The sequence below is a fragment of the Flavobacterium sp. genome, assembly GCF_043722275.1.
Lineage (GTDB): Bacteria > Bacteroidota > Bacteroidia > Flavobacteriales > Flavobacteriaceae > Flavobacterium.
Map to the genome: position 1 here is coordinate 63,643 of NZ_JAYSPC010000193.1, position 26,883 is coordinate 90,525.

The window sequence follows — 26,883 nt, forward strand, 5'->3', positions numbered from 1 at the left end:
GTTTTTATCTATCAAATAATAATCTTTTTCCGTTGCGAATATCTTTCACTTTAAAATTATTGTAAACCAATTCCCCATTCACAAAAGTGTGCGTAATTCTTGATTTAAAAGTATAATTTTCAAAAGGCGACCATCCACATTTTGCCAAGATATTCTCTGGTTTTACACTCCATGGCAAACTTGGATTTACAATAACCAAATCAGCAAAATATCCTTCTTTTATAAAACCTCTTTTTTCTATTTTGAAAATTTTAGCGGGATTGTGGCACATTTTCTCCACGATTTTCTCCACAGTAATTTTCCCCTGATGATGTGCTTCAAACATTGCTACAACTGCATGTTGCACAAGCGGCCCGCCAGAAGGTGCATTTAAATACGATTGCATTTTTTCTTCCTTAGTATGTGGCGCGTGATCCGTAGCAATTACATCAATACGACCATCATTCAAAGCATCCCAAAGTGCTTTTCGATCTTTTTCAGTTTTAACAGCAGGATTCCATTTAATAAAATTCCCTTTTGTTTTATAATCTTCATCGGTAAACCAAAGATGGTGTACACAAACTTCAGCGGTGATTTTTTTATCTTCTAAAGGAATTTTATTGGTAAACAATTCCATTTCTTTTGCCGTCGAAAGGTGAAAAATATGTAAACGGGCTCCTGTTTTTTTCGCCAAAGCGACCGCTTTTGAAGACGAAATATAACATGCCTCAGCACTACGGATCAAATGGTGTGCCGTTACCGGAACATCATCGCCATATTTCTCCTTAAATTCTGCAAGATTATTTTGAATTGTAGTTTCATCTTCACAATGAACTGCGATTAACATTGGCGTACTTGAAAATATTTTTTCTAAAGTCGCTTCGTTATCCACCAGCATATTCCCTGTTGAAGAACCTAGAAAAATCTTGATTCCGGCAACATTTTTTGGATTTGTTTTTAAAACTTCTTCCAGATTGTCATTTGTTGCGCCCATCATAAACGAATAATTCGCAAATGATTTTACGGCAGCAATTTGGTATTTATCTTCAAGGATTTCCTGAGTAACAGCATTAGGAACCGTGTTAGGCTGTTCGATAAACGAAGTAATTCCTCCTGCAACCGCAGCTCTGGATTCTGATTCGATATCGCCTTTATGTGTTAATCCGGGTTCTCTAAAATGTACCTGATCATCAATTGCACCGGGAATTAAATAACTTCCTTCAGCATCAATTACTTTACAATCGGATGTTTTTAAGCTAATGCTGTCTGCAACTTCAACAATTAAGTCATTTTCGATCAGGACATCTCCGTCAAAAACAGATCCTTCGTTTACAATTTTCGCATTTTTTATTAAAATCCTATTCATCGTTATGTATTTATAATTTATTGACTAATTTTTTTAATCGAAGTGATATTACACCAAGAATAGCTTCTTTTATAATGGCATTGCTCATTTTCGAAACTCCTTTAGTTCTGTCTGTAAAAATAATTGGAACCTCAGTAATTTCAAATTTAGCACAATAAGTTCTGTACTTCATTTCAATCTGAAAAGCATAACCTACGAATTTTATTTTGTTAAGATTGATTTTTTCCAAAACTTCTCTTTTATAACAAACAAAACCCGCTGTAGCGTCGTGAATCTTCATCCCGGTGATAAACTTTACGTAAACCGATGCAAAATAAGACATTAAAACACGGCTTAAAGGCCAGTTCACAACGTTTACACCTGTTACATAACGCGAACCAATTGATAAATGTGCTCCGCCAAAATGACAAGCATCAAACAATTTTTCAAGATCATTGGGATTGTGCGAAAAATCAGCATCCATCTCAAAAATATAATCGTATTTGCGTTCTAAAGCCCATTTAAAACCATGAACATAAGCGGTTCCTAAGCCTGATTTTTCGGCTCTTTGTTCTAAAAATAATCGGTCCGGAAATTCTTCCTGCAACGCAATTACCTTAGCAGCCGTATGATCCGGAGAATTATCATCGATAATTAAAAGATGAAAAGGTTTATGTTGTGAGAGTACAGCTCTAACTATACTTTCAATATTTTCGATTTCGTTATAAGTGGGAATTATGACAATACAATCATTCATTTTTCTGCGTAAATTTCATCGCAAAAGTAAACTTTTTATAGCATTTCATCCATAATAAATTTATAATAAAAGTATTGAAACAAAAAATTACTAATTTTGTATCGTTATGATTGAACAACTTCACCCTCGAATTATCGAAAACAAAGACTGGGCGACACTTTTATTTGTGTTGACTTTTGCTGTTGTTGCTATGACTAAATCAGCTTATGAAACTAGATTTAGCGAATTTAGCAAGCTTATTTTTTCAGACAAATACGCAAAAATTTATCGTGATAATAACCATTTAAGAAGCAGTTTTACCGTAGGCTTGTTTTTTGTACAAGTTATTTCGTATGCTTTTTTTATTCAGTTAACGATGCATATTTTTGAATATCCGGGAAAAACCGATAAAACGGATTGGCTGTTATTTATTCAGATTGCTACATTTTTACTTTATTTCATTTTAGCAAAATTTCTAATTGAAAAAATTGTAGCAACTTCATTCAACATTGATGAATTTGCCGATCTTTTTAACTTACAAAAAGTTACATACAGAACTTATATTGGCATTTTAATCCTTCCTGTTAATGCAATTTTGTTTTATTATGACAATATTCCTCAGGTTATACCGTTAGTAATAATCGCTATTTCCCTGTGTATTAGCCTCTACTCATATTTTATTTCAATAAAAACATATCAAAACGCAATAATCGGTAAGTTATTTTATTTTATTTTATATCTTTGCGCTCTTGAAATAGCACCTTATTATTTTCTCTATTATTGGATTACAAAAGGGAGTGCTTAGAAAACGTTTATTATATGAAAGTGAAAACAATTTTGGTGTCACAGCCTGAACCTAAAGTGGAAAATTCTCCTTACTTTGAGCTCCAACAAAAACACAAAATAAAAATTGATTTCAGACCATTTATTCATGTGGAAGGGGTTAATGCAAAAGAGATACGATTACAAAAAATCGATCTTAATCATTATACTGCAATAATTTTGACAAGCCGTAACGCGGTGGATCATTTTTTTAGAGTAGCAGATGAAATGCGTTATAAAGTTCCTGAAGGATTGAAATATTTCTGCCAATCTGAAGCTGTTGCATTTTACCTGCAAAAGTATGTTGTGTATAGAAAGCGTAAGATTTACGTTGGAGCAAAAGATTTTGCGGATTTATCACCTCTAATTAAAAAGTACAAAGACGAAAAGTTTTTGCTTCCGGCATCTGATCAATTAAATGCTGATGCTCCTATAACATTAAACAATCTGAAAGTTGATTGGGCACAAGCTATTTTTTACAAAACAGTAATGAGTGACTTATCTGATCTTGCTGATGTTTATTATGATGTTTTAGCATTCTTTAGTCCAACCGGAATTAAATCATTGTTTAAAAACTTTCCTGATTTTAAACAAAACGATACCAGAATTGCTGTTTTTGGAAGCACAACTCAAAAAGAAGCTCTTGATCATGGTTTAAGAATCGATATTCTTGCTCCAACTCCTGAAACTCCTTCAATGACAATGGCTTTAGAAAAATACATTAGTGAAGCAAACAAAGGGAAATAATCCTTTAAATTACAATATTAAAAATTCCAAATTTCAACTTTCTTGTTGGGATTTGGAATTTTTTCGTTTTAGTCACTTTGAAATTTTACTATTAAGATTTAAACGCAAACTATACGAAAACATTGTTATGAAAATAATTGAACTAGCCCCGATAGCAGTGGAAATCCTTTTGTGGCGGGGTTCGCCACAAAAGATTGAAACGGATAGCGGGATTAGCTCCTAAAAATGATTTGGTTTTATCATAGAAATAGCGATGACAAAAATAGCGTACTTTCTTAATCTCTAAAATAAAAAGATTAACCTAAAGAAATAATTCAAATCTTCATTTTTTCCATATATCTAAAGTTTATCATTAAATTTGATTTCTATTTTAAACCAAAAAACCAATATTAGTTTCAAACCAGAATCCATGAAAATAAACTCCCTTATAATTGAAATTGACGGAATCGACAAAGAAATTCTTCGTTATTTAATGGATGATGCCCGAAAACCTATTTTGCAAATTGCCAATAAAATAGGTATTTCCGGAGCTGCGATTCATCAGCGTTTAAAAAAACTGGAACAATCAGGCGTAATTTCAGGATCTAAATTTACTGTAAACCCAAAAGTTCTAGGTTATAATACAATGGCATTTATTGGCGTTTATCTTGACAAAGCTTCCAGAAACTCTGAAGCGGTAAAAGATTTAAAAAAAATTCCAGAAGTTCTCGAATGTCATTATACAACAGGAAACTGGTCCGTTTTGATAAAAATTATTTGTCGCGACAACGAACATTTAATGCAGCTTTTAAATACTAAAATTCAAGCAATTGAAGGCGTTTCAAGAACTGAAACGTTTATTTCCCTGGATCAGCAAATTGACAGACAGATACAATTATAAATAAGACAATGTGATAATTAGATAATTTTCTAAAATCTACAAACGATAACCGACAGGTTTTAAAAACCTGTTGGGTTTATTTCTTTTTTAATTAATGTTCCTGAAATAAACTGGACTGAAGTCCAGCTCTACAAAATAATGCGTTCTTTCGGAACTGAAAAAGAGCCTTTGGCTTGGGCTGGATTTTAATCTGGTTAATATGTAAACAACAAAACCCGATAAGTTTTTTATAAAAATCTATCAGGTTTGAAATTCCAACAAATTTGGAATTTGGAATTTTAAAAAAATTGACATTTTCTTTTAGTTTCTTCTACTTCCTGAATAAATGGAGATGTAATATAACAACGTCGCGATTGATCCTATTGCAGCTACTAAATAAGTTCTTGCTGCCCATTTTAATGCATCTTTTGCTCCGGCTTGTTCTTCTTGTGTCAGCATATGTTTATTTTCTAACCACGCCAGCGCTCTGTTGCTCGCATCGTATTCTACAGATAAAGTTATAATCGAAAATAACGTTGTTACTGCAAAAACTACAATCCCAACTAATAACAATTGAGGAAAAGTTCTAATCATCAGGATCCCCGCCAATAAAATCCATTGCATATAATTTGATGCAACATTTACAATAGGTACTAATTTAGAACGCATTGTTAACCATTCATAACCTATGGAATGTTGTACAGCGTGACCACATTCGTGTGCCGCAACAGCAGCCGCCGCCGCATTACGATGATTATAAACTGCTTCACTTAAATTCACAGTTTTATCTGTAGGATTATAATGATCAGTTAATTGTCCCGGAGTTGAGATTACACGAACATCAGTAATTCCATTATCTGCTAACATTTTTTCGGCAATTTCAGCGCCGCTCATTCCGTTTCGTAATTGCAATTTCGAGTATAATTCAAATTTACTTTTGAGCTTTGAACTCACCATCCAACTGAACAACATAATTGCTCCTGCCAGAATTAAATATTCACTTCCCATATTATAATTTTTATTTGATTGATTACTAAAGTTACAAAACAAACTGCAATTTCTGAACCAATTTCAAAAAATGTCATTTTGGCATTTTGAAAATTCAATCAATTTAAAAGAAATACTACGAAGCTTTTCCTTTTTTTACGACTGCAATTGATTGTTAACTTCTTCAAATTTTTCAATCAGACTATTTATTTTTAACTGTTGTTTTTTAATTTGTTTTGGACGAAAATAAAACCAATTAATAGCAATCCACAATAAGGTTATTCCATACGTTATCAAGGCATAAAAAACAGTCATTCTGGAAGCGTATTCATACATATACAAACAGATTCCTACAAGTAATAAAATAAAATACCAACTCAAAATTCTTGACTGCATGTATTGTTCTTTTTTCCTGATTATTATAAGCTGCTGTAAATATTCCTGATTGGTTTGTGTTGAATCGATATTTTTATACGTACTCAACAAGCCATTATAAACGCCTACATACATTGCCATTGCTAAAATCCCCAGAATGATTCCTATTTTAGTCGAGATAAATTCAGGCTGACAGTAATACCAAATAAAAATCATAAATGTGGTTGTTGCAGCAAGCAAAATATTAGTTTTCCATAAAGAGCGTAAACTTGCTTTTTTAAACTGTTTTAATCTCAGCAATAAATCTTCTATATTCGGTTTGTTTATGGTTTGTTTGTTCCATAAATCTTTAAAGTCTATATTATTATTGTCCATTTTCCTTAAATTTTTGAGTCAGTTTTTCTTTTATTCGATGGATTCTTACTCTTGTATTTGCCTCAGAAAGCCCAACGATTTTGGCAATTTCTGTTTGTTTTATATCTTCTAATTCCAATGAAATTATAATTCGGTCCATTTCAGGTAATTCGGCAATACATTGATACAAAAACTGGATTTGAGGCTCAATCGAGGTTTGTTTTTCTTCACTTAAATGAATTGGCAAATCAGATTTTCGGAAACGTTTTTCTTTTTCAATTTGCCTTAAACAATTATTAGAAGCAATTCTAAAAATCCATGTTCCAATGTTTGATTCATTTCTAAAGGTTTCCAACTTTTGCCAGACAATAATAAATGTTTCCTGAGCCAGATCCTGCGCAATGTCATAATCATTTACAAAACCCATGCAAAGCCTGAATATCCTATCCCAATATGTTTTATAGATATCTTCAAATTCCATTATTTAGATTTCATAAAGTTGTTCATCTGATTTAAATACCAAGCCGTATCATCATACATAATAAAGTGCAATCCTTTACCGGAATATTGAAAATTAGCTGTTTTCAGGTTTTTATACTGACTTTCAATAGTAGGTTTTAAATTTACAAAATAAGACTCCAGTAAAATTAATGACGGACATTTTATAGCTGCAATTTTCTCTCTTAAATCTGTATTCGAAAAATCACAATACATCTTGGCAAAAGTTTTTCGGTCTGATTTTACACTCCAATTCACTACCATTTCCAGTTTTGAAGTATCTGCAAGGAGTCTTGGCATTGTTTGTTTTTGCATATCATAAAACTGAGCATCTGATAATCCAGTAATTTGATTGACCATTGCAGAACAGTCGTTATTTACTTTTGATGTAAAAGAAGGATTCATAAGCGCTGCCAAACAAGGTAAAGCATCAACAACCACAATTTTACTAATTAATTCCGGATAATCTGATGCAATTGCTAATGCTAACCCGCCACCCATACTATGACCAACTACAATTGGTTTTTCGATTTTATTTTCTTTGATATAATTGGCAATTTCATCTTCCCAATTTTTAAAAGAAGGATTTTGCTTTGCTTTCACTCCTGCAAAACCTGCCATTGTAAAAGTATAACAAGTAAAATCTTTTTCGAAATTAGCTTTGGTTTCATTCCAGACATCACCTGATGACGCAAATCCGGGAATAAATAAAATAGCTTGTTTTCCTTTTCCGGTTTTGACAACGTCAAAAGGATATGATTTCGTTTGTGCAAAAGCTTTTAAAAATAATGATGAAACTACCACAGCGATAAATAATAAAGTACATTTTTTCATTTTAATAGATTTAAGTTCTTAAATGATTTAATTCGCCCTTTGGATACAAGAGATTATAAAATGTTACAACGGAAATTAAAATTTCAATAAAAAAATTCCAAATCCCAATATTAACGAGGGAAATTTCTATGTAAAATTTCTAAATTGCAATTTGAACAGAGTAAAATTTCGCCACGAATTTCACGAATTACACGAATTGAATTTGTGAAAATTTGTGTAATTTGTGGCAAAAAAGTCAAAGAAACTCTACAATCTTGTCAATTTCGACGAAGGAGAAATCTCATGTCCAGAACCGACACAAATTGGCGCTTCTCTTTGCGGAGTTTCGTGTGTGATCCTTCGTTCCTCAGGATGACAAAATTGTGCGGAAAAACGTTTGTTCTGTCATTTCGACGCAGGAGAAATCTCATGTCCAGAATCGACAAAGATTGACTCTATACTTTACGGAGCTTCTCGTGTCCTTCGACTCCGCTCAGGATGACAATATTGTGTATAAAACTTTGTCTATTTGCGATTAAAAAATTGCGCACAAAGTCGCGAAGGAGCAAAGTTTTTGTCATTTCGACGAAGGAGAAATCCCATACGTAATTCGACTTAGATTGTCGCCTCTCATGAGGAGTTTCTTGTATGATCTTTCCTTTTTCAGAATGACAAACTCTGCGCAAAAATCACAAAAAATATCACATCATCTATATCGTAGAGACGCACAGCAGTGCGTCTCCCGCAAAGAGAATCCTCACCTAAAAAAAAATTCCAAACCCCAACAAAAGTTGGAATTTGGAATTTTTAAATTGGAATTTTTAAAATTATTACCCTACAAGGTTAATAATTTTTCCAGGAACAATAATCACTTTATTTGGTGTTTTGCCATCTAATTGCTTCAATGTTCTTTCATCTTTCATGATAATTTCTTCGATTTGTTCTTTGGTTAAATCCAAAGGCAATTCGATTGTGAAACGCATTTTTCCGTTGAAAGAAACAGGATATTCTTTATTGGTTTCAACTAAATGTTTTGCTTCAAAAACAGGAAAAACAACTGTTGAAATTGATCCTGTATTTCCTAATTGCGACCATAATTCCTCAGCAATATGCGGCGCATAAGGCGAAACTAAAATTGCTAATGGTTCTAAAATTGCTCTTGAATGACAATTTTGAGTCGACAATTCGTTCACACAAATCATAAACTGAGAAACTGAAGTATTAAAAGAGAAACTCTCAATATCTTCGGCTACTTTTTTGATCGTTTTATGCAATGATTTTAAATTGTCTTTTGTTGGTTCGTCGTTGTTTACAATTAAACCATTATTTTCATCAAAATACAACCTCCATAATTTTTTAAGGAAACCAAAAACTCCCGAAATCCCGGCTGTATTCCAAGGTTTTGCCTGTTCTAAAGGACCTAAAAACATTTCGTACAAACGTAATGTATCAGCTCCATATTCACTACAAATATCATCCGGAGTTACAACATTGTATTTTGATTTCGACATTTTTTCGACTTCGCGGCCAACGATGTATTTTCCGTTTTCATCGGTGATAAATTCTGCATCAGCATAATCTTCTCTCCAAGCTTTGAATTTTTGAATATCTAATTCATCTGAAGAATTTACCATTGAAACATCAGCGTGTAAATTATTCTGTAAATTGAATGAAATTTCATAATCATCCATTTCACTTTCTCTAAAATACTCCTTGCTTTTCTCTAATAAATCTTCAATTTTCTTAAATATTATTTCCGACTTTTCATCTCTCATAAAATAAGAAAGCTCTTTATTATCGGAATTTTGAGTTAAGTTTCCTAAATAATTTTTGGAAATATAGATCGGAGGTAGTTTTTTACCTTTACTTAAAAAAACAGTTTTATCTTTACTTATTATTCCTGGAATCACTCTATAAACAAAAGCACTAGTTCCTAAAATCATTCCCTGATTGATCAGTTTTTTGAATGGTTCTTCCGTTGGAGCGAAACCTTTATCTTTTAAAAATTTATTCCAGAAACGAGAATACAATAAATGCCCGGTTGCGTGTTCGCTTCCTCCAATATATAAATCAACACTTTCCCAATAAGCCAAAGCTTCCTTGCTCGCAAATTCGGTTTCGTTATGCGCATCCATATAACGCATCCAGTACCATGAACTTCCTGCCCAACCTGGCATGGTGTTCAATTCTAATGGAAAAATCGTTGCATGATCTACTAAATCTGTATTGACAACTTTATTGTTTTTTGTATCCCAAGCCCAAACGGTTGCATTTCCTAACGGAGGCAAACCATCTTCGGTTGGTAAATATTTTTCTACTTCCGGCAAGATAATTGGCAAATGCTTCGCATCAATCATCTTTGGCAAACCGTTTACATAATAAACCGGAAAAGGTTCTCCCCAATAACGCTGACGGGAAAAAACAGCATCACGCAAACGGTAATTTGTTTTTCCTGTTCCCTGCCCTATTTTTTCTAATTCTTGAATAACTTTTTGAGTTCCTGTTTTATAATTTAATCCATTAAGGAAATCAGAATCTATTAATTCAAATCCTTCTTTAGCTCCAAAAGCAGCTTCGGAAATATCTTTATTAAAAATATTCTTGATTTCCGGCATTCCGTTTTGACCTTTAAAGAAATTTGCAAAAGCATAATCTCTTTCGTCTCCACAAGGAACCGCCATCACAGCACCAGTTCCGTAACCTGCCAAAACGTAATCTCCAATCCAAACCGGAATTGCTTCTTTTGTAAAAGGATGCTCCGCATAAGCTCCGGTAAATACGCCAGAAATGGTTTTCACATCCGCCATACGCTCACGTTCTGAACGTTTTGCTGTTTTTTCGATATAAGCCTCAACAGCTGCTTTTTGTTCTGGAGTTGTGATTTCAGCAACCAAAGGATGTTCCGGAGCCAAAGTCATAAAAGTCACTCCAAAAATTGTGTCGGGGCGAGTCGTAAACACCTCTATGTAACTTGCTTCGCCCTGAGACTTGAAACTTGAAACTTGAAACTTTACTAACGCACCAACAGATTTCCCAATCCAGTTTCTTTGGCTTTCTTTTATAGATTCACTCCAGTCAATATCATTTAAACCTTGCAATAAACGTTCTGCATAAGCTGAGATTCGCATGCTCCATTGGGTCATTTTTTTACGAATTACAGGATATCCTCCACGTTCTGAAACTCCGTTTATAATTTCGTCATTTGCTAAAACAGTTCCTAAACCGGGACACCAGTTTACTTCGGTTTCAGCCAAATAAGTCATTCTGTATTGCAAAAGGATTTTTTCTTTCTGATCATCAGAATATGAATTCCATTCTGCTGCAGTAAAAATTGCAACATTATCATCGCAAACAGCTTCAACCAAAACATTTCCCTCTTCAACAAAAACTTTTACAAGCTCAGAAATATCAAATGCGATTCCTTGTTTTCGGCAATACCAGGAATTGAACAATTGAATAAAAATCCATTGTGTATGTTTATAATAATCAGGATTTGAAGTACGTACTTCACGACTCCAGTCAAATGAAAATCCTATTTTATCTAATTGTTTTCTGTATCCGGCAATTTGTTTTCCCTCTTTATCAACTCCGCCGTCAATATTTACGCGCGTTGTATCTTCAGGACGCTGCCCTGTCTGGATTGCATATTGTTCTGCCGGCAAACCAAAACTGTCGTATCCCATTGGGTGCAAAACATTGAAACCCTGATGTCTTTTAAAACGAGAATAAACATCTGAAGCAATGTAACCCAGCGGATGCCCAACGTGTAATCCTGCACCTGACGGATAAGGAAACATGTCTAACACATAATGCTTCGGTTTTTCAGAATTGTTTTCTGCAGCAAAAGTTTGGTTTTCAGCCCAATATTTTTGCCATTTTGCTTCGATTTCGTTTGGATTGTATTTCATTTTGTTTTGAGTTGCTAAGCTACTGAGTAACTAAGTTTCTAAGTTTTAAGTTCGCAAATTTACATTTATTACAGATTGTACCAAAGCTATTTCGTTGACAAACAAATAAAATAACAAAATACTTATTTTTAAATACGTAAAAATACTTAAATTAGCATTTTAATACGTAGTAAAATATCAGTGGTTATTAAAGTTCCATAGGAACGAATTATATTGTAGAGCTGGATTTCAATTCAGCACAAAACAAGCATCGAAAGAATAATTTTACATCAGAATCCTTATTTTTGTTAGATGTTATGAAATCGAAAAACGAATTAGATTTTGGCTTGAAGGAAACTCAAATCTAAAATTTTAAAAACATCAAATTCATTTTAAAAAAACAAATAACTAAAAACCAATTTTAAACTATCAGTATTCATTTCAAAACATACTAAAAATATCAATTGATTTATGAAATTAAATGTTTACATATTCCTGCTTTTTATAAGTTTTAAAAGCTTTTCTCAAATAGAAAATTCCAAAAAAAAACAGGACAGTATCAAAAAAGAAGATTTAAACGAAATTGTAATTACCGCTTCCCGACGATCTGAAAAAATCATGCGTTCGCCAATAAGTATTGAGCAATTAAAATCGGCGGAAGCCAAAAAAATGGGATCGCCAAGTATTTACGAAGCGCTCGAAAATGTAAAAGGAGTTCAAATCATTACACCAAGTTTAGGTTTTAAAGTCATTAATACAAGAGGTTTTGCCAATTCAACAAACGTACGTTTTGCACAATTAGTGGACGGAATCGATAATCAGGCACCACATTTAGGCGCTCCAATTGCTAATGCACTTGGCGCAAATGATCTCGATATTGATAAAATCGAAATTATTCCCGGAACTGCCGCTGCTTTGTACGGAATGAGTGCCATAAACGGTTTGGCAAATATTCAGACAAAAAATCCTTTTGAATATCAGGGAATCAGCATTCAGCAATTAACCGGCGTTAATCATGTTGGCAATATTGACCGGTTTTCACCGAAAGTTTATTCGCAATTTAATTTGCGATTTGCCAAAGCATTCAGTTCTAAATTCGCGCTAAAACTAAATGCTTCTTCAACCGGAGGAACAGATTGGGTTGCAGATGACCGAACAGATTTGGCTTCAAATGCCAATGCTTCGACTAATTTATATGGTACTGATAATCCTGCTTATGATGAAGTTAACGGTTACGGAAATGAATCGGCAAACAGAAAAACACTGAATTTAAACGGCAAAAATTATGTTGTTGCCAGAACCGGTTATCGCGAAACTGATATTTCTGATTATGATATCAAAAATTACAAAGCAGATATTGGTTTATATTTCCGTCCGAAAAAAGACCATGAATTAGTCGTAACTTATAAAACGGCATTAATTAATACGATTTATCAGCGCTCGAATAGATTTCGCTTAGACGATTATACTTTAAATCAATTTTCAGCAGATTATCATACGCCAATATTTCAGATTAAAGCTTATGCAACAGCCGAAAATACGGGAAACTCATATAATATGCGTTCACTTGCTGAGAATATGGATCGCGCTTATAAGTCTGACGATAAATGGTTTGCAGATTATACCACGGCTTATAAAAATGCCATAACAAACGGTTCAGCTATTGCAGATGCTCATAAAATTGCACGAACAACATCTGATAAAGGACGATTTGAGCCAGGAACCGAAGCTTATGAGCAAAAGAAAAACGAATTAATTAATATTAATAATTGGGATATTGGCGCTGCTTTACGCGTAAAATCAACTTTGGTTCATGCCGAAGGTTTATTGAATTGGGATAAAGCTTTTACTTCTTTCTTTGAGAAAATAGATGCAAAACTTTTAAGCGGTTTTGATTACAGAACTTATATTATTGTTCCTGACGGAAATTATTTTATCAATCCGGTAAATCCTTCTGAAAATCTAACGTATCAAAAAACGGGTGGATTTACACAATTAACCAAAGATTTATTGCAGGATAAATTACGTCTTGGCGCGACTTTAAGAATTGATAAGTCCGATTATTTTGACGTGAAATTCACACCGCAATTTACGGCTGTTTATTCGCCAAAAGAAACGATCAGTTTTAGGGCGTCGTATCAAAACGGCTATCGTTTCCCGAGTATTTTTGAAGGTTTTTCGAATGTCAATTCCGGCGGTGTAAAACGTGTTGGCGGATTAAGGATTATGTCTGATGGTATTTTTGAGAATTCATATACTAAAGCTTCTATAGATAAATTTCAGTCGCAGGTTAATAATGATGTAAACACAAATGGAATTACGCAGGCACAAGCCATTGAAAAGAATAAAAACACGCTTCAAAAAAATCCATATACGTATTTAAAGCCTGAATTTGTAAATTCGTTTGAATTTGGATTTAAAGGAATTGCATTGGATAAAAATCTTTTTATTGATGCTGATTTTTATTACAACGCTTATAAAAATTTTATTGCTCAAGTTGAGGCAAGTATAGCAAATACAACATATCCTACAGAAATTCCGACGGCTTTATATTCTAAAAATACCCAAAACCGTTATAGATTATGGACCAATTCTAAAAGTAAAATTTATAATTACGGCGGAAGTTTAGGCTTAAAACATCGACTTGATGAAACTTTTACCGCTTTAACCAATTTAACCTATACCAAACTCGACCGAACAGATGATAAAGACGGTCTCGAAGATGGTTTTAACACGCCAGAATTTAACGTTAACGGAACTTTAATTGCAGATAATATTTGGCGAAATCTCGGTGCAAGCGCCACGGCACGTTATCAAAACAATTTTAATTACGTGTCTTTTTTAGTCAGCGGAACCGTTCCCGCTTATTGGTCTATGGACGCGCAAATAAATTATAATTTCAAAAAAACAGGGATTATTGCCAAATTTGGCGGAACTAATATCTTGAACAAACCGTATACTTCTATTCTTGGCGGACCATCAATTGGCGGTTTATATTATTTATCTTTAGTTTGGGAAACCAAAAAAATCTAAGAACAAATTAACTTTATATGAAAACAAAAAATTACATCTTCGTCCTTTTCATTGCATTTATTTGTACCATGTGTAATTCTTCTAAAAAAGAGGATAAAGCAGTTATTGAGAAATCTGCTACGATCGAAAAAGAAAGTGAACACAAAATACTATCTCCGGCTGATAGTTTAAAATTAGTAAATCATCAAATTGAAATAAAAGGCGAAGTCGAATTTCCGTTGCAATTAAGTGTTGATTCTTTAAGAAAAATGAAAGTGGCCACAATCTCTAATTTCAAAATAACAAGCAAAAGCGGTGAAATAAAAAAAGACGATAAAACTAGCAAAGGTGTATTACTAAAAGATATTCTTGAAAAAGCTAAAATCATACAAAAAGGACATAAAGACCGTAATTTTTATATTGTTGCAAAAGCATCTGACGGATATATGGCAACATTTTCATGGGCAGAAATTTTCAATAATCCAACCGGAGAAAATACTTATATTCTTTTTGAAGAAAACGGAAAACCGGTCAAAAACGGCGAAATGATTTTAATTTGCAAAAATGATATCAAAACAGGTTCGCGTCATGTTTATTGGTTAAAAAGTATTGAAGTTTATAGAGTTCATTAAGGTTCTGAGTTGCTAAGATTCTAAGTTACTAAGTTTAAATTTTACCGCAAAGTGCGCAAAGATTTTTAAAGGAATATGTGAAAAAAAAAGTTCGCAAAGCTAGATCAATCCAAAGCTTTGCGAACTTTGCGTTTTATTAAGCCACGCATTTAAAAAAACTTTGTGCACTTTGCGGTAAAAAAAAGTCCACATCATGTTTATTGGTTAAAAAGCATTCAGGTTTATAAGTTAAGTAAGGCTCTGAGTTGCTAAGTTACTAAGTTTTAAATTTTACCGCAAAGTGCGCAAAGATTTTTAAAGGAATATGTGAAAAAAAAAGAAGTTCGCAAAGCTATATCAATGCAAAGCTTTGCGAACTTTGCGTTTTATTAAGCCACGCATTAAAAAAACTTTGTACACTTTGCGGTAAAACAAATTGCAGGTGCGTAAAGATATAGCAACTCAAAGCTTTGCGAACTTTTATAAAACCACGCATTAAAAAAACTTTGCGCACTTTACGGTAAAATCACATTGCAAACTTCGCGGTTAAAATAAAATTTCAGATCCTAAATTGTATCTTTATAGTACGAAAGTCAAAACTTTGGTCGTTATTAACTGCAAATAAAGAAATTCTTTATTATTTTTACCACATAATTTAAGCAAACTATGAGTTCTAACTTTGATAAATTTCAAAAGCGCAGGTTAATTTCCTCTTATTTTTCGGTTGTACTAAGTGTATTTCTGGTTTTATTCCTTTTAGGAGTACTGGGATTATTCATTATCAATTCTAAAAAACTGGCCAATGATTTTAAAGAAAAAATCGCCATGACGGTTTTCTTTAAAAACGAAGCTAATGATAGTGTAATAAAAGCTTTCAATACCGAATTAAAAAGAGCTCCTTTCGCGAGATCTTATGTTTATGTAACCAAAGAAAAAGCAGCAAAAGAACATACTGATATTATTGGAGAAGATTTCCTGACATTTTTAGGAGAAAATCCCTTATTGAATTCATACGACATTCACTTAAAAGCTGATTATGTTGAAAGAGACAGCATTTTACAAATTGAAAGCAAATTGCGTAAAAACACTATGATCGAAGATATTGTTTACGACAAACAATTGGTAAATCTGGTAAATGACAACATCAAAAAAGTAAGTATGTGGATTTTGATTATTAGCTGTTTCCTGGCTGTAATTGCCGTTTTACTAATCAATAGTTCATTGCGTTTATCCATACATTCAAATCGTTTTATTATTAAAACTATGCAAATGGTTGGAGCAACAAAATCGTTTATCCGTAAACCTTTTGTAATGCGAAGCGTAAAATTAGGAATGTTAGGCGCAGGATTAGCAATTGTAGCTTTGATTGGAGTTTTATTTTACGTAGAAACGAACTTCCCCGGATTAGGAATTTTAGAAGATAAAGTCCTGATAGGATTGGTATTATTAGCCGTTTTCGGATTAGGAGTTTTGATTACCTGGGTAAGTACACATTTTGCAACACAACGTTTCCTGAATTTAAGAACAGACGATCTTTATTAATTAGATTGCAGATTTTTAGATTTTAGACTTTTAAAAAAAATGCCTTGACTTCGTTCAGGCTGACAAATAAACAACAATGAAAAGTAATTATAAAGAAGAACCACAACAACATCCACAAAAACAAGAATTTCTTTTTGATGGTATCAACTACAAAATCCTATTAATTGGAATTGGCGTTATCGCATTAGGTTTTATCTTAATGTCTGGTGGAGGAAGTGATAATCCCAATGTTTTTAGTGAAGATGTTTTTAGTTTTAGACGTATTCGTTTAGCTCCAACAACTGTTTTAATTGGTTTTGGAATTACGATTTATTCTATTTTTAAAAAATCAAAATAAATAGATTTATGATTTTTCTTGTCAGCCTGAGCGAAGTCGAAGGTCTTGTCAATCTAAAATCTGCAATCTAAAATCTAAAATTCTCAATGAATACATTACAAGCTATTGTTCTTGCCATAATTGAAGGAATCACAGAATTTTTACCTGTTTCTTCAACTGGTCACATGATTATTGCCTCTTCTTTTTTCGGGATTGCTCACGAAGATTTCACTAAACTTTTTACGATTGTCATTCAGCTTGGTGCGATCCTTTCTGTAGTGGTTTTATATTTCAAACGTTTCTTTCAAACACTTGATTTTTATTTTAAACTTTTGGTTGCGTTTATTCCAGCTGTAGTTTTAGGATTATTATTAAGTGATTTTATCGATGGTTTATTAGAAAATCCCGTTACAGTTGCAGTTTCACTTTTAATAGGAGGATTAATTTTGTTGAAAGTTGACGAATGGTTCAATAAACCAAATGCTTCCGAAACTTCACAGGAAATCACCTATTTACAGGCTTTCAAGATTGGAATGTTCCAATGTCTCGCGATGATTCCGGGAGTTTCAAGAAGCGGAGCAAGTATTGTGGGCGGAATGTCGCAAAAATTATCGAGAACAACTGCTGCTGAATTTTCATTTTTTTTAGCTGTACCAACAATGTTAGGCGCAACAGCAAAAAAATGTTACGATTATTATAAAGATGGTTTTGTATTATCTCACGATCAAATCAATTTATTAGTTATAGGTAATGTGATTGCTTTTATTGTAGCACTTTTAGCAATTAAAACCTTCATTGGATTTTTGACTAAAAATGGCTTTAAAGTTTTTGGTTACTACAGGATAATCGCCGGAATCGTTTTATTGCTGATCCACTTTTTCATTCATCCTCTTACCATTATATAATGACGCCTGAAGATTATTTAAACGGACAAATTTTATTGATAGACAAACCTTTAAAATGGAGTTCGTTTCAAGCTGTCAATAAATTAAAATACATTTTGATCAATAATGTCGGACTTCCAAAAAAGTTTAAAATTGGTCACGCAGGAACTCTGGATCCTTTAGCAACCGGATTACTATTAATTTGTACCGGAAAATTCACTAAACGAATTTCTGAACTTCAAGGTCAGGCTAAAGAATATACGGGAACTTTTTATATTGGAGCCACTACTCCATCGTATGATTTAGAAACCGAAATTGACGAAACTTTTCCAACTTCACATATTGATGAAGCTTTGATTCATGAAACAGTGAAACAATTTTTAGGAGAAATTGATCAAAAACCGCCTATTTTTTCCGCAATCAAAAAAGACGGAGTTCGGTTATATGAACACGCCCGCGCCGGAGAAACGATTGAAATTGAAAGTAGAAAAACTACTATTCACGAATTTGAAATTACAAGGATTGCTCTTCCGGAAATTGATTTTAGAGTAGTTTGCAGCAAAGGAACTTATATTCGATCATTAGCTTATGATTTTGGAAAGGCTATGAATTCAGGATCGCATTTAACTGTTTTACGCCGAACAAAAATTGGTGATTACGATGTAAAAGAGGCTATTGATGTTACTTTATTTGAAGAAAGTTTAAAGTAATAAAAGCGAAAAGCACATTACAAATTAAATTATTAGTAATGTGCCAACTTCTTAATTAAGATATTTCTACTCCTTAATTGGTGTTTCTCGCAGTTAATAATGTGGAATGTTTTGCCCTCCAAATAATAACTCTGAAACTAAATCGTAAAAATCTTCGAATAACTTATTCATAATAGTGCATTTTTAATTGTTAGACATTAAATTAGACACCAATAAAAACAGTAAATCAAAAAATAAATAATAGAAGTGGGATTGAGTCAGCAAGTTACAAATTATTTGTAATAAAAAAAATATTTTGACATATTTTTAAATCATATAACATTTGTTATCAACACATTAACTCCTAAACCATTATATCCACCGCTTTTATTAAAACTATAATCGGTTATATTTTATATTTTCTATTATTTGCATTAACTCATCCTGAACAGCAATTCCCTTGTCAGCTAAATACCACAATTGTAAATCGGTTTTGATTTTTTCATCAATAACGCCAAATTCCTTTTTATAATTCGCCAGTAATTCAGTTGCTCCTTTTGGTCTTGGACCCCAATCTGATCTCACAATTCCTGCTTCTTTACAAATTACAATAACTTTTGGGATTGCTCTTCCTCCATTGGTCAAATATTGATCCATCAATTCCTCGTTTTCATCACGCAAAACAATTCTCAAATCAATCTTTTTATTTGATGCTAAAGCCATTTTATTAAGTATTGGCAATATTTGAGCCGCATCTCCACACCATCCTTCAGAAATTACAAGCCAAATATATTTATGATCCAGGTTTTCCAGTTTGGAAACAACTTCATCAGCAATTGTAGTTGTTTTATCTAACCGATTCATTCGCGCATCATTGAGCTTACTATAATTGGTCAGACTTTCAGATTGTTGATTACCGGTTGATTTTCCTTCTGATAATAAATCTGTTACTAATTTTCGATATTCAGAATACGGGTAACTTTTAAATAATGCTTTGGCGATACTGTTTTTCATATTTGTACAATTTTTGAATTGGATAAATTTACACATTTCAAGAAGACTCAAAGAATGACTTTTATCACATTCAAAAAAATCCTGAAAAATCACTATAAATTTAAATATAAAAGAACTACTATTTTTTTTAAAACATTATTTTTAAAAATCAGAATATGTCTATATTTGCACAAATTAACGCAACAACACATGAAATATAAAAGAATTCTTCTAAAACTAAGTGGCGAAGCCTTAATGGGTGATTTACAATATGGAATTGACCCTAAAAGACTAGCCGAATATGCCGAAGAAATTAAGCAAATTCACAGTAAAGGAGTAGAAATTGCTATTGTTATTGGAGGAGGAAATATTTTTAGAGGCGTTGCAGGTGCAAGTGCTGGTATGGATAGAGTACAAGGCGATTATATGGGAATGCTTGCTACGGTTATTAACGGAATGGCATTACAAGGCGCTCTTGAAGAAAAAGGAATGAAAACCCGTTTGCAAACTGCCTTAAAAATGGAATCAATCGCAGAACCATATATTAAAAGAAGAGCAGATCGTCATCTTGAAAAAGGAAGAATTGTAATTTTTGGTGCAGGAACAGGAAATCCGTATTTCACAACTGATACCGCTGCTGTTTTGAGAGGTATTGAAATTAATGCAGATGTAATATTAAAAGGAACTCGTGTTGATGGTGTTTATGATTCAGATCCTGAAAAAAATGCATCAGCAGTAAAATTCGATATGATCTCGTTTGAAGATGTTCTTAAAAAAGGATTAAACGTGATGGATACAACAGCTTTTACATTAAGTCAGGAAAATAAATTACCAATTGTTGTTTTTGATATGAACAAAATTGGAAATTTATTAAAAATCTGTGAAGGCGAAAACATAGGAACTGTAGTAAATATTTAGACTACTTGGATTGTTAGATTTCCAGATCATTAGATTTCTCTAAATTTAGGCAATCGTTTAAAAAGAATATTCAAAAAAATAAAATTATATTAGTTAGTAAATTAGACGAAGCCATTTTTTAGGAATCTAAAAATCCAATCGTCTAAGAATCTAAAAATCTAAAAGAAATGACTGAAGAAATAGAATTTATATTAGATAGTACTGAAGAATCAATGAATGGTTCGATTGCGCATTTAGAGAAAGAATTTCTTAACATTCGTGCAGGAAAAGCTTCTCCGGCAATGCTTGGAAGTGTTTTTGTTGATTATTACGGATCGGCAACACCGCTTTCGCAAGTAGCAAAACTTAGTGTTCCTGATGCAAGAACAATTACATTGCAGCCTTTTGAAAAAAACATGTTACATGTTATCGAAAAAGCAATTATGGTTGCCAACATTGGTTTTAACCCAATGAATAATGGTGACATGATCATTATCAGCGTTCCGCCTTTGACAGAAGAGCGTCGTAGAGATCTTGCAAAACAAGCAAAATCTGAGGCCGAAGACGCGAAAATTGGTGTACGTAATGTGCGTAAAGATGCAAATACAGATATCAAAAAATTAGAAAAAGAAGGAACATCTGAAGACGTTTGCAAATCAGCAGAAGAACAAGTTCAGAATTTGACAAACACTTACATCAGAAAAATTGATGAATTACTGGTTGCCAAAGAAGCTGAAATCATGAAAGTGTAATCTTTTTCAACACAAAATAAAAATCCGTTTAGTTAAATTGTTACTGGACGGATTTTTTTATTCCTACTTTTGCATACCAAAATTATATTCTTTTCGTTTTTGAAACTATAACATTCTGTATGAGGCTATTTTGTTTATTGACTTTGTTTTTCACGCTTAGTATTCAGGCACAATTTCAAATAAACGGAATTGTAACTGATTCCAGCAACAAACCACTTCCTTTTGCTACGATAACCACATCTGACAATATCAATACAATTACAGATGTTGACGGAAAGTTCATCTTTAAACCTTCGGAAAAAGCAACAACATTTTCAGTTTCCTATATTGGTTTCCAAACCAGGATTGTTGCCATCACAGAAAAAACATACTATCCAATTTCACTTTCGCAAAAAACCGATGATTTAAAAGAAGTCATTATTTCTAATGAAAATCCGGCTTTAACAATTATCAGGAAAGTAATTGCGAATAAAAGCAAAAATAATCCGCAAAAAAAACTGAGCAGTTTTGAATATAAAAGTTACAATAAACTTATTGTTACTGCAAATCCGGATTCTATCGATGGCAGAATTGATTCAACAGCCACTTACAAAGATTTAAATAAAAAACGCATCAATATAGATTCATCTGATTATAAATTCAAAGAAATAATCAGCAAACAGCATTTATTTCAAACCGAAAAAGTATCACAATATCAGTTTGGAAATAATAAGCTGAAAGAAACTATTCTGGGTACAAAAATGGCAGGTTTTAAACAACCTATTTACGAAGTCATTGCTTTTAACTTACAATCAATTTCAATTTATGGCGCTAAATATGAGTTGTTTGAAACTAAATATGAAAACCCAATTTCGAATGGCGCTACTGAAAATTACAATTACAAATTACTGGATACTGTAAACATAAAAGGTCGCGAAACCTATATGATTTACTTTAAAAACAAACAAAAAAAGAGATCATCAGGATTAGAAGGCGTATTGTATATCGATCAGGAAAATTTTGCTGTCGCCAAAGCCGTAATGCGTATAAAAGGCGTACTTGATATTAGCGGAATCCACGAATTTGAGTATGTTCCAAGTGAAAAAATATGGTTTCAGAGCAATACAACTTTCAAAATCGTAAAAGGAAAAAGTGATGATGATATTAAAATTCTGGGCGGAACGATTCAGTTTGACGGAGATGTAGAAGACAACTTTGAAACGAGAAAAAAATCAGCTTCAGATTTCACCTATTTGCTTTCAGAAAGTAATAATTTCGACATTCATTACAACACAAATACACCAATAAAAGATCCGTCTCTTTATATCGAAATTAAAGATGATGCCAATAAAAAACCGGAAACATTCTGGAATGAATACCGCAAGGAAAGCTTAGATCTTAAAAGCCAGAAAACATATCAATTAATAGACAGCCTTTCCATCAGTAAAAAAATAGAAAATCGTTTAGGTTTTGGACGAAAAATCATTAATGGTTACATCCCAATTGGACCCGTTGATCTCGATCTGAAAAAGATTATCAGCTATAACAATTACGAAGGTTTTCGTTTAGGTCTTGGCGGAATTACCAATGACAAATTCTCTAAAAATTTCAGAATGGAAGGATATTCCGCTTACGGAACAAAAGATGGTGAAGTAAAATACAGTTTAGGAGCCGGCGTTTTATTAGACAAAAGCACTAATACATGGATAAATGGATATTATACAGATGACGTTCGGGAAATAGCAAGTACCGTTTTTGCTGTTGATAAACGCGTTTTTAAAATTTATGATCCTCGCCCAATCAACATTAGTACTTTCTACAAATATGTCGCCTGGAAAGGAAATGTTCAGACTAAAATTATTCCAAAAACCGAGGCTGTTCTTGAATTGGCAAGAACTTATGTCGAACCGGAATTTGATTATCTTTTTAATTATAACGGACAATTGTATTCGCATTATGTTATGACAACTGCAATGGTTTCTATTGTTTGGGCGCCATTTAGTAATTTCATGCAAACTCCAACGGGAAGAAATGAGTCTGATAAAAAATTTCCGAGATTTACCTTTCAATACACACAATCATTGCCTGATGTTTTAGGAAATGATTTCAGTTTTGGTAAAATAGATTTCAAAACCGAGTATGAAAAAAAATACCTGAACGGTCAAAAAACGAGTTTGTTATTACAAGGTGGTTACGCAATTGGCGATGTTCCGCTTACGCATTTGTACAACACAATGCCTAATAATTTAACCAAAGAAACCGTTGTTCAGCGTATTACTTTTGCCGGCAGAAATAGTTTTGAAACCATGTTTTTTAATGAGTTTTTCTCCAGTCAATATATCTTTTTCCAGATCAAACATGGTTTTGACCGAATCAGAATCCTCAAAAAAGTTCGTCCGTCATTAGTATTAGTGACCAGAATGGCCTGGGGACATATGGAAAATCCAGAACAGCATGTTGGTCCTGAATACAAAACCTTAGACAAAGGTTACTTCGAATCCGGAATCGAATTAAACAAGATTTATAAAGGTTTTGGTCTTGGAGGTTTTTATCGCTATGGTCCAAATCAGCTCTCGAAATTCGAGGATAATATCGCTGTGAAGATTTCTTATGTACTAGATTTAGGGCTTTAGATTAAAATTCCAATATTTTTTAAATTCCAAATTCCAACTTTACAGACAATCTTTGTTATTTCGACCGAAGAGAGAAATCACACTCGTAAATCGACAAAGACTGGAGACTATAGGAACGGAATCTATTGTGTGATTTCTCATTCTTCGAAATGACAAAAAATACAAACTTTAACTATTGTCACTCTGAGCGAAGTCGAAGAGTCAGGAGCTATTTCCTGCTATCCGTTTCAATCTTTTGTGCCGAACACCGGCATAAAAGGATTTCCACTTCTATCAGGGCTAGGGATTTTTGTTTTCATAAGAAAAGGGTTGAAATTTCGATTGATTATTCAGTTTGTCATTTCGACCGAAGCGAGAAATCACATCCAATATTCCGCAACAATGCGCACTCAGCGCGAGAGACTTCGACTTCGCTCAGTCTGAAATACGCCAACAAAACCTACTATAAAAAATCCGTATAAATCCGTATTTTCGCGTTAGCGAATCCGTGTCATCCGCGTGCCATCTCGCAAATAACAATACGTAATAAAAAAATCCCAAACCCCAATCATAACAATTGGAATTTGGGATTTATCCCGAGGCTTCGGGACTGAAATTTCCTTTCTCTTTACGGTTTCAAAATCAAAACCGAAGGTGTATTATTCAACCATGTACTTTGAGATTCTATTAGTTTTTTCCAACTTTCTAAACTAATAATCATCAGGTTCTGATTTTCCAGAAACTCCTTTTTGATTGTTCTGTCGTGCATAATCATAATATGATTTGGTGCAATTTGTTCAATCGAGCGAATCGTTTCCTGAATATCTCTGGTATTTTTCACTTCGCCACTTGCATCGAGAACCGTAATTTGAGATCCGTTATTATTGATTAGTTTTTTAGCATATTCAATTAAAAAAGAATCTTCTTTACTGAAAATCGGCATAAAAATCTGATCTACTTCTTCTAAATCTTTATCGATAAAAATCCCGACCGGCATTTTACTTTTTGCAATAATATGACGCGTTCTTTCATCAAAAGGAGAATTTTCAAACAAACCTTCCTTTCCGGTAAACTTATCAATCAAACGATCCGGATTAACGATTCGGGTTGTAAAACCAAGAATCTTACCAAGCAATGTTCCATCAAAAATAGATTGCCCTAAACCAACTAATAATAAATCATATTCACCTTGATTTGCGGTATCAATAATATCAGTATCAATATCATTTGTCACTTTAAAAACGCTCACCATATTCTGATTCAATCGCTCTGATTCTTCAATTACAGGAACTAACATTTTACGTTCATGATCTTTGACATCAAACGAATGTATCTCTGTACTTAATGACAAATGCATCGCTGTTACAATCGAATTATCGCCTTGTTTCTTCACTAAACTATTCGCAATTTTCAATAATTTTTTACCTCTTTCAGGAGTTGCAAACGAAAGTAAAATCTTGTATTTGCTTTTATTTCCTATTTCCTGAGGAATCGCTGTGACTTTATCTTTAAATATATAACCTATAAAATCTAAAGCCGGACCCGTCATAAATGTGGTTATCAAAGCCATAATTACCATCATGGTAAAAATTTCTGTAGAAAGAACCCCTAAATCATAACCAATATTTAAAACCACCAATTCCATTAAACCACGCGTATTCATTAAGGCTCCAATCGCTAAACTGTCTTTCCAGCTTTGTCCCACAAATTTCGCTGCCAAAGCACTTCCTAAAAATTTTCCGGCCACTGCAACTGCAATAATTACGGCAGTAACTTTCCATAAATACGGATCGTTTAACAAACCTATTTGTGTACGTAAACCAGTAAACACAAAGAATAATGGCAATAAAACGATGATCGCAACATCTTCAACTTTTTCTATAAATATATTTCTGAATTTGTTGTTTTCCGGCATAATTGCTCCAGCTAGAAAAGCACCAAATAAAGCGTGAATTCCAATTAATTCAGCAGCATATGCAGAAAATAAAAGCGTCAGGAAGAAAATCGCAACAACTGGTTTATTCAAACTTTCGCGAGTTGAATTCAAATCTCCAACACGTTTCAGGAACGGACGAACAATTTTTAGCATGACAATTACATACAAAATAGCCAACCCAATTACATATAAAGCACTTGTAAATGAACCTGCTTTTACAATAGCAATTACAACGGCTAAAATACACCAAGCCGTAATATCATCTGCCGCAGCACAAGTTATGGCAATAGTTCCCAGTTTTGTTTTTTGCATGCCTCGCTCCTGCACAATTCTTGCCAAAACAGGAAACGCTGTAATACTCATGGCAATTCCCATAAATAATCCGAAAGATGCAAACTCAACTCCAACCGGTGCAAATGTGTGGTATATAAAATAAGCTAATGTTAATCCTAATGCAAAAGGAATCACAATACTGGCGTGACTAATTACAACGGCATCGTGCGCTTTATTTTTAAGCACTTTTAAATCTAATTCCATCCCGATAACGAACATGAAAAGAATCAAACCAATCTGACTTAAAAATTGTAAGTTTCCTAAAGATTCTTTTGGAAATAAAGCAGCTGAAAATTCAGGAAAATACATCCCGACCAAAGATGGCCCTAAAACAACACCTGCAATCATTTCTCCAATTACAGATGGTTGTCCGATTTTTCTAAAAACCCATCCGAACAAACGAGCAACTAAAATAATAGTCACAATTTGAGCCAGTAAAATAGCCAAAGGATGTTTTAAATTGTCAACCATAGAACTAAGAAAGTCATTCCAATGATTGCCTTCTATTTTTTTCTGAACGATTCCGCGCCCCACTTCGAGTGCAGCACCTTTTGAAATTACCCAATATATCAGAGCTGTAAAACCGCCAATAACCGTAACGTAAAACAAAGAGTTTTTAATATTATTCATAACTCGTTTTTTTGATTTTAATGGTGCAAATATCAGAAGTGAAAATTAAGTGAAAAAGGATTTTTTAACCTAATTTTAAATGTATGTAACAAGTCCGAAAAACTTTGTAATAAGTTGGATTCTTTGTCAAAAAACCAATCTCATCCTGAGCAAAATCGAAGGCTTAATTATGCAAAATGGGTTTCTTCCCAAATGCAATGTCATTAAGTTAAGCTTTCAAAAAATTACGCAAACAGTCGTCAGGTTTTTAAGTATTTATTTTGATTAGCCTCCAGCTTTAACTGGAGGTACCTTG

The 26,883-nt window shown here is 33.1% G+C and carries 21 protein-coding genes; 12 read left to right on the top strand and 9 right to left on the bottom strand.

Annotated elements, in window-relative coordinates:
* Nucleotides 1-4: 4 nt before the first annotated feature.
* A complete protein-coding gene (locus ACHZDT_RS22485) occupies nt 5-1,345 on the bottom strand; it encodes a dihydroorotase (protein WP_394776935.1) in 1,341 nt (446 codons plus the stop codon).
* Between the two features lie 10 nt (nt 1,346-1,355).
* A complete protein-coding gene (locus tag ACHZDT_RS22490; protein ID WP_394776936.1) occupies nt 1,356-2,081 on the bottom strand; it encodes a polyprenol monophosphomannose synthase in 726 nt (241 codons plus the stop codon).
* Nucleotides 2,082-2,187: 106 nt separating this feature from the next.
* Here ACHZDT_RS22490 and ACHZDT_RS22495 point away from each other — a divergent pair, with 106 nt between their 5' ends.
* The 3 genes from ACHZDT_RS22495 (at nt 2,188) to ACHZDT_RS22505 (ending at nt 4,509) form a co-directional block, all read left to right on the top strand.
* Nucleotides 2,188-2,865, top strand: a complete 678-nt coding sequence (locus ACHZDT_RS22495) for a DUF4271 domain-containing protein (RefSeq protein WP_394776937.1) — start codon at nt 2,188-2,190, stop codon at nt 2,863-2,865.
* A 14-nt stretch (nt 2,866-2,879) separates the two neighbouring features.
* The gene (locus ACHZDT_RS22500; RefSeq protein WP_394776938.1) at nt 2,880-3,629 is read left to right on the top strand and encodes a uroporphyrinogen-III synthase; all 750 of its coding nucleotides are present in this window, start codon (nt 2,880-2,882) and stop codon (nt 3,627-3,629) included.
* A gap of 409 nt (nt 3,630-4,038) precedes the next feature.
* A complete protein-coding gene (locus ACHZDT_RS22505) occupies nt 4,039-4,509 on the top strand; it encodes an Lrp/AsnC family transcriptional regulator (protein WP_041518480.1) in 471 nt (156 codons plus the stop codon).
* 300 nt (nt 4,510-4,809) lie between these two features.
* Here the strand turns inward: ACHZDT_RS22505 and ACHZDT_RS22510 are convergent, their stop codons facing one another.
* From ACHZDT_RS22510 to ACHZDT_RS22530, 5 genes are all read right to left on the bottom strand, one after another.
* Nucleotides 4,810-5,496, bottom strand: a complete 687-nt coding sequence (locus ACHZDT_RS22510; protein WP_394776939.1) for a zinc metallopeptidase — start codon at nt 5,494-5,496, stop codon at nt 4,810-4,812.
* 135 nt (nt 5,497-5,631) lie between these two features.
* Complete coding sequence (locus tag ACHZDT_RS22515) at nt 5,632-6,225, bottom strand: hypothetical protein (RefSeq protein ID WP_394776940.1); 594 nt, start codon at nt 6,223-6,225, stop codon at nt 5,632-5,634.
* Nucleotides 6,215-6,685, bottom strand: coding sequence for an RNA polymerase sigma factor (locus tag ACHZDT_RS22520; protein ID WP_394776941.1), 471 nt, complete (start codon nt 6,683-6,685; stop codon nt 6,215-6,217). Before ACHZDT_RS22520 ends, ACHZDT_RS22515 begins: the two co-directional genes overlap by 11 nt.
* Nucleotides 6,685-7,536, bottom strand: coding sequence for an alpha/beta fold hydrolase (locus tag ACHZDT_RS22525; protein WP_394776942.1), 852 nt, complete (start codon nt 7,534-7,536; stop codon nt 6,685-6,687). The genes ACHZDT_RS22520 and ACHZDT_RS22525 overlap by 1 nt, the downstream gene beginning before the upstream one ends.
* Nucleotides 7,537-8,345: 809 nt before the next feature.
* A complete protein-coding gene (locus ACHZDT_RS22530) occupies nt 8,346-11,423 on the bottom strand; it encodes a leucine--tRNA ligase (protein ID WP_394776943.1) in 3,078 nt (1,025 codons plus the stop codon).
* Nucleotides 11,424-11,873: 450 nt separating this feature from the next.
* Between ACHZDT_RS22530 and ACHZDT_RS22535 the strand changes: the two genes are divergently transcribed.
* The 6 genes from ACHZDT_RS22535 to truB all read left to right on the top strand — a co-directional run bounded on the left by ACHZDT_RS22535 (nt 11,874) and on the right by truB (nt 18,477).
* On the top strand, nt 11,874-14,435 hold the full coding sequence (locus ACHZDT_RS22535) for a TonB-dependent receptor (protein ID WP_394776944.1): 2,562 nt from the start codon (nt 11,874-11,876) through the stop codon (nt 14,433-14,435).
* 17 nt (nt 14,436-14,452) lie between these two features.
* A complete protein-coding gene (locus ACHZDT_RS22540; RefSeq protein WP_394776945.1) occupies nt 14,453-15,046 on the top strand; it encodes a molybdopterin-dependent oxidoreductase in 594 nt (197 codons plus the stop codon).
* Between the two features lie 645 nt (nt 15,047-15,691).
* Nucleotides 15,692-16,567 (top strand): cell division protein FtsX, encoded by an 876-nt coding sequence (locus ACHZDT_RS22545; protein WP_394776946.1) that lies wholly within the window; start codon nt 15,692-15,694, stop codon nt 16,565-16,567.
* 76 nt (nt 16,568-16,643) lie between these two features.
* Nucleotides 16,644-16,904: a DUF3098 domain-containing protein gene (locus ACHZDT_RS22550; RefSeq protein ID WP_213299930.1), complete on the top strand. Its 261-nt coding sequence runs from the start codon at nt 16,644-16,646 to the stop codon at nt 16,902-16,904.
* 86 nt (nt 16,905-16,990) lie between these two features.
* On the top strand, nt 16,991-17,788 hold the full coding sequence (locus tag ACHZDT_RS22555; RefSeq protein ID WP_394776947.1) for an undecaprenyl-diphosphate phosphatase: 798 nt from the start codon (nt 16,991-16,993) through the stop codon (nt 17,786-17,788).
* A complete protein-coding gene (gene truB, locus ACHZDT_RS22560) occupies nt 17,788-18,477 on the top strand; it encodes a tRNA pseudouridine(55) synthase TruB (RefSeq protein WP_394776948.1) in 690 nt (229 codons plus the stop codon). The genes ACHZDT_RS22555 and truB overlap by 1 nt, the downstream gene beginning before the upstream one ends.
* Before the next feature lie 375 nt (nt 18,478-18,852).
* On the opposite strand, the gene ACHZDT_RS22565 is transcribed toward truB, so the two are convergent.
* Complete coding sequence (locus ACHZDT_RS22565; protein WP_394776949.1) at nt 18,853-19,470, bottom strand: thioredoxin family protein; 618 nt, start codon at nt 19,468-19,470, stop codon at nt 18,853-18,855.
* A 189-nt stretch (nt 19,471-19,659) separates the two neighbouring features.
* On the opposite strand from ACHZDT_RS22565, the gene pyrH reads away from it, so the two are divergent.
* The 3 genes from pyrH (at nt 19,660) to ACHZDT_RS22580 (ending at nt 23,710) form a co-directional block, all read left to right on the top strand.
* Entirely contained in the window at nt 19,660-20,367 is a 708-nt protein-coding gene (pyrH, locus tag ACHZDT_RS22570; protein WP_213299919.1) for a UMP kinase, read from the top strand.
* A 167-nt stretch (nt 20,368-20,534) separates the two neighbouring features.
* On the top strand, nt 20,535-21,098 hold the full coding sequence (gene frr, locus ACHZDT_RS22575) for a ribosome recycling factor (protein ID WP_394776950.1): 564 nt from the start codon (nt 20,535-20,537) through the stop codon (nt 21,096-21,098).
* A 119-nt stretch (nt 21,099-21,217) separates the two neighbouring features.
* Nucleotides 21,218-23,710, top strand: a complete 2,493-nt coding sequence (locus tag ACHZDT_RS22580; RefSeq protein WP_394776951.1) for a DUF5686 family protein — start codon at nt 21,218-21,220, stop codon at nt 23,708-23,710.
* Nucleotides 23,711-24,317: 607 nt separating this feature from the next.
* On the opposite strand, the gene ACHZDT_RS22585 is transcribed toward ACHZDT_RS22580, so the two are convergent.
* A complete protein-coding gene (locus ACHZDT_RS22585) occupies nt 24,318-26,588 on the bottom strand; it encodes a cation:proton antiporter (protein WP_394776952.1) in 2,271 nt (756 codons plus the stop codon).
* Nucleotides 26,589-26,883: the final 295 nt, after the last annotated feature.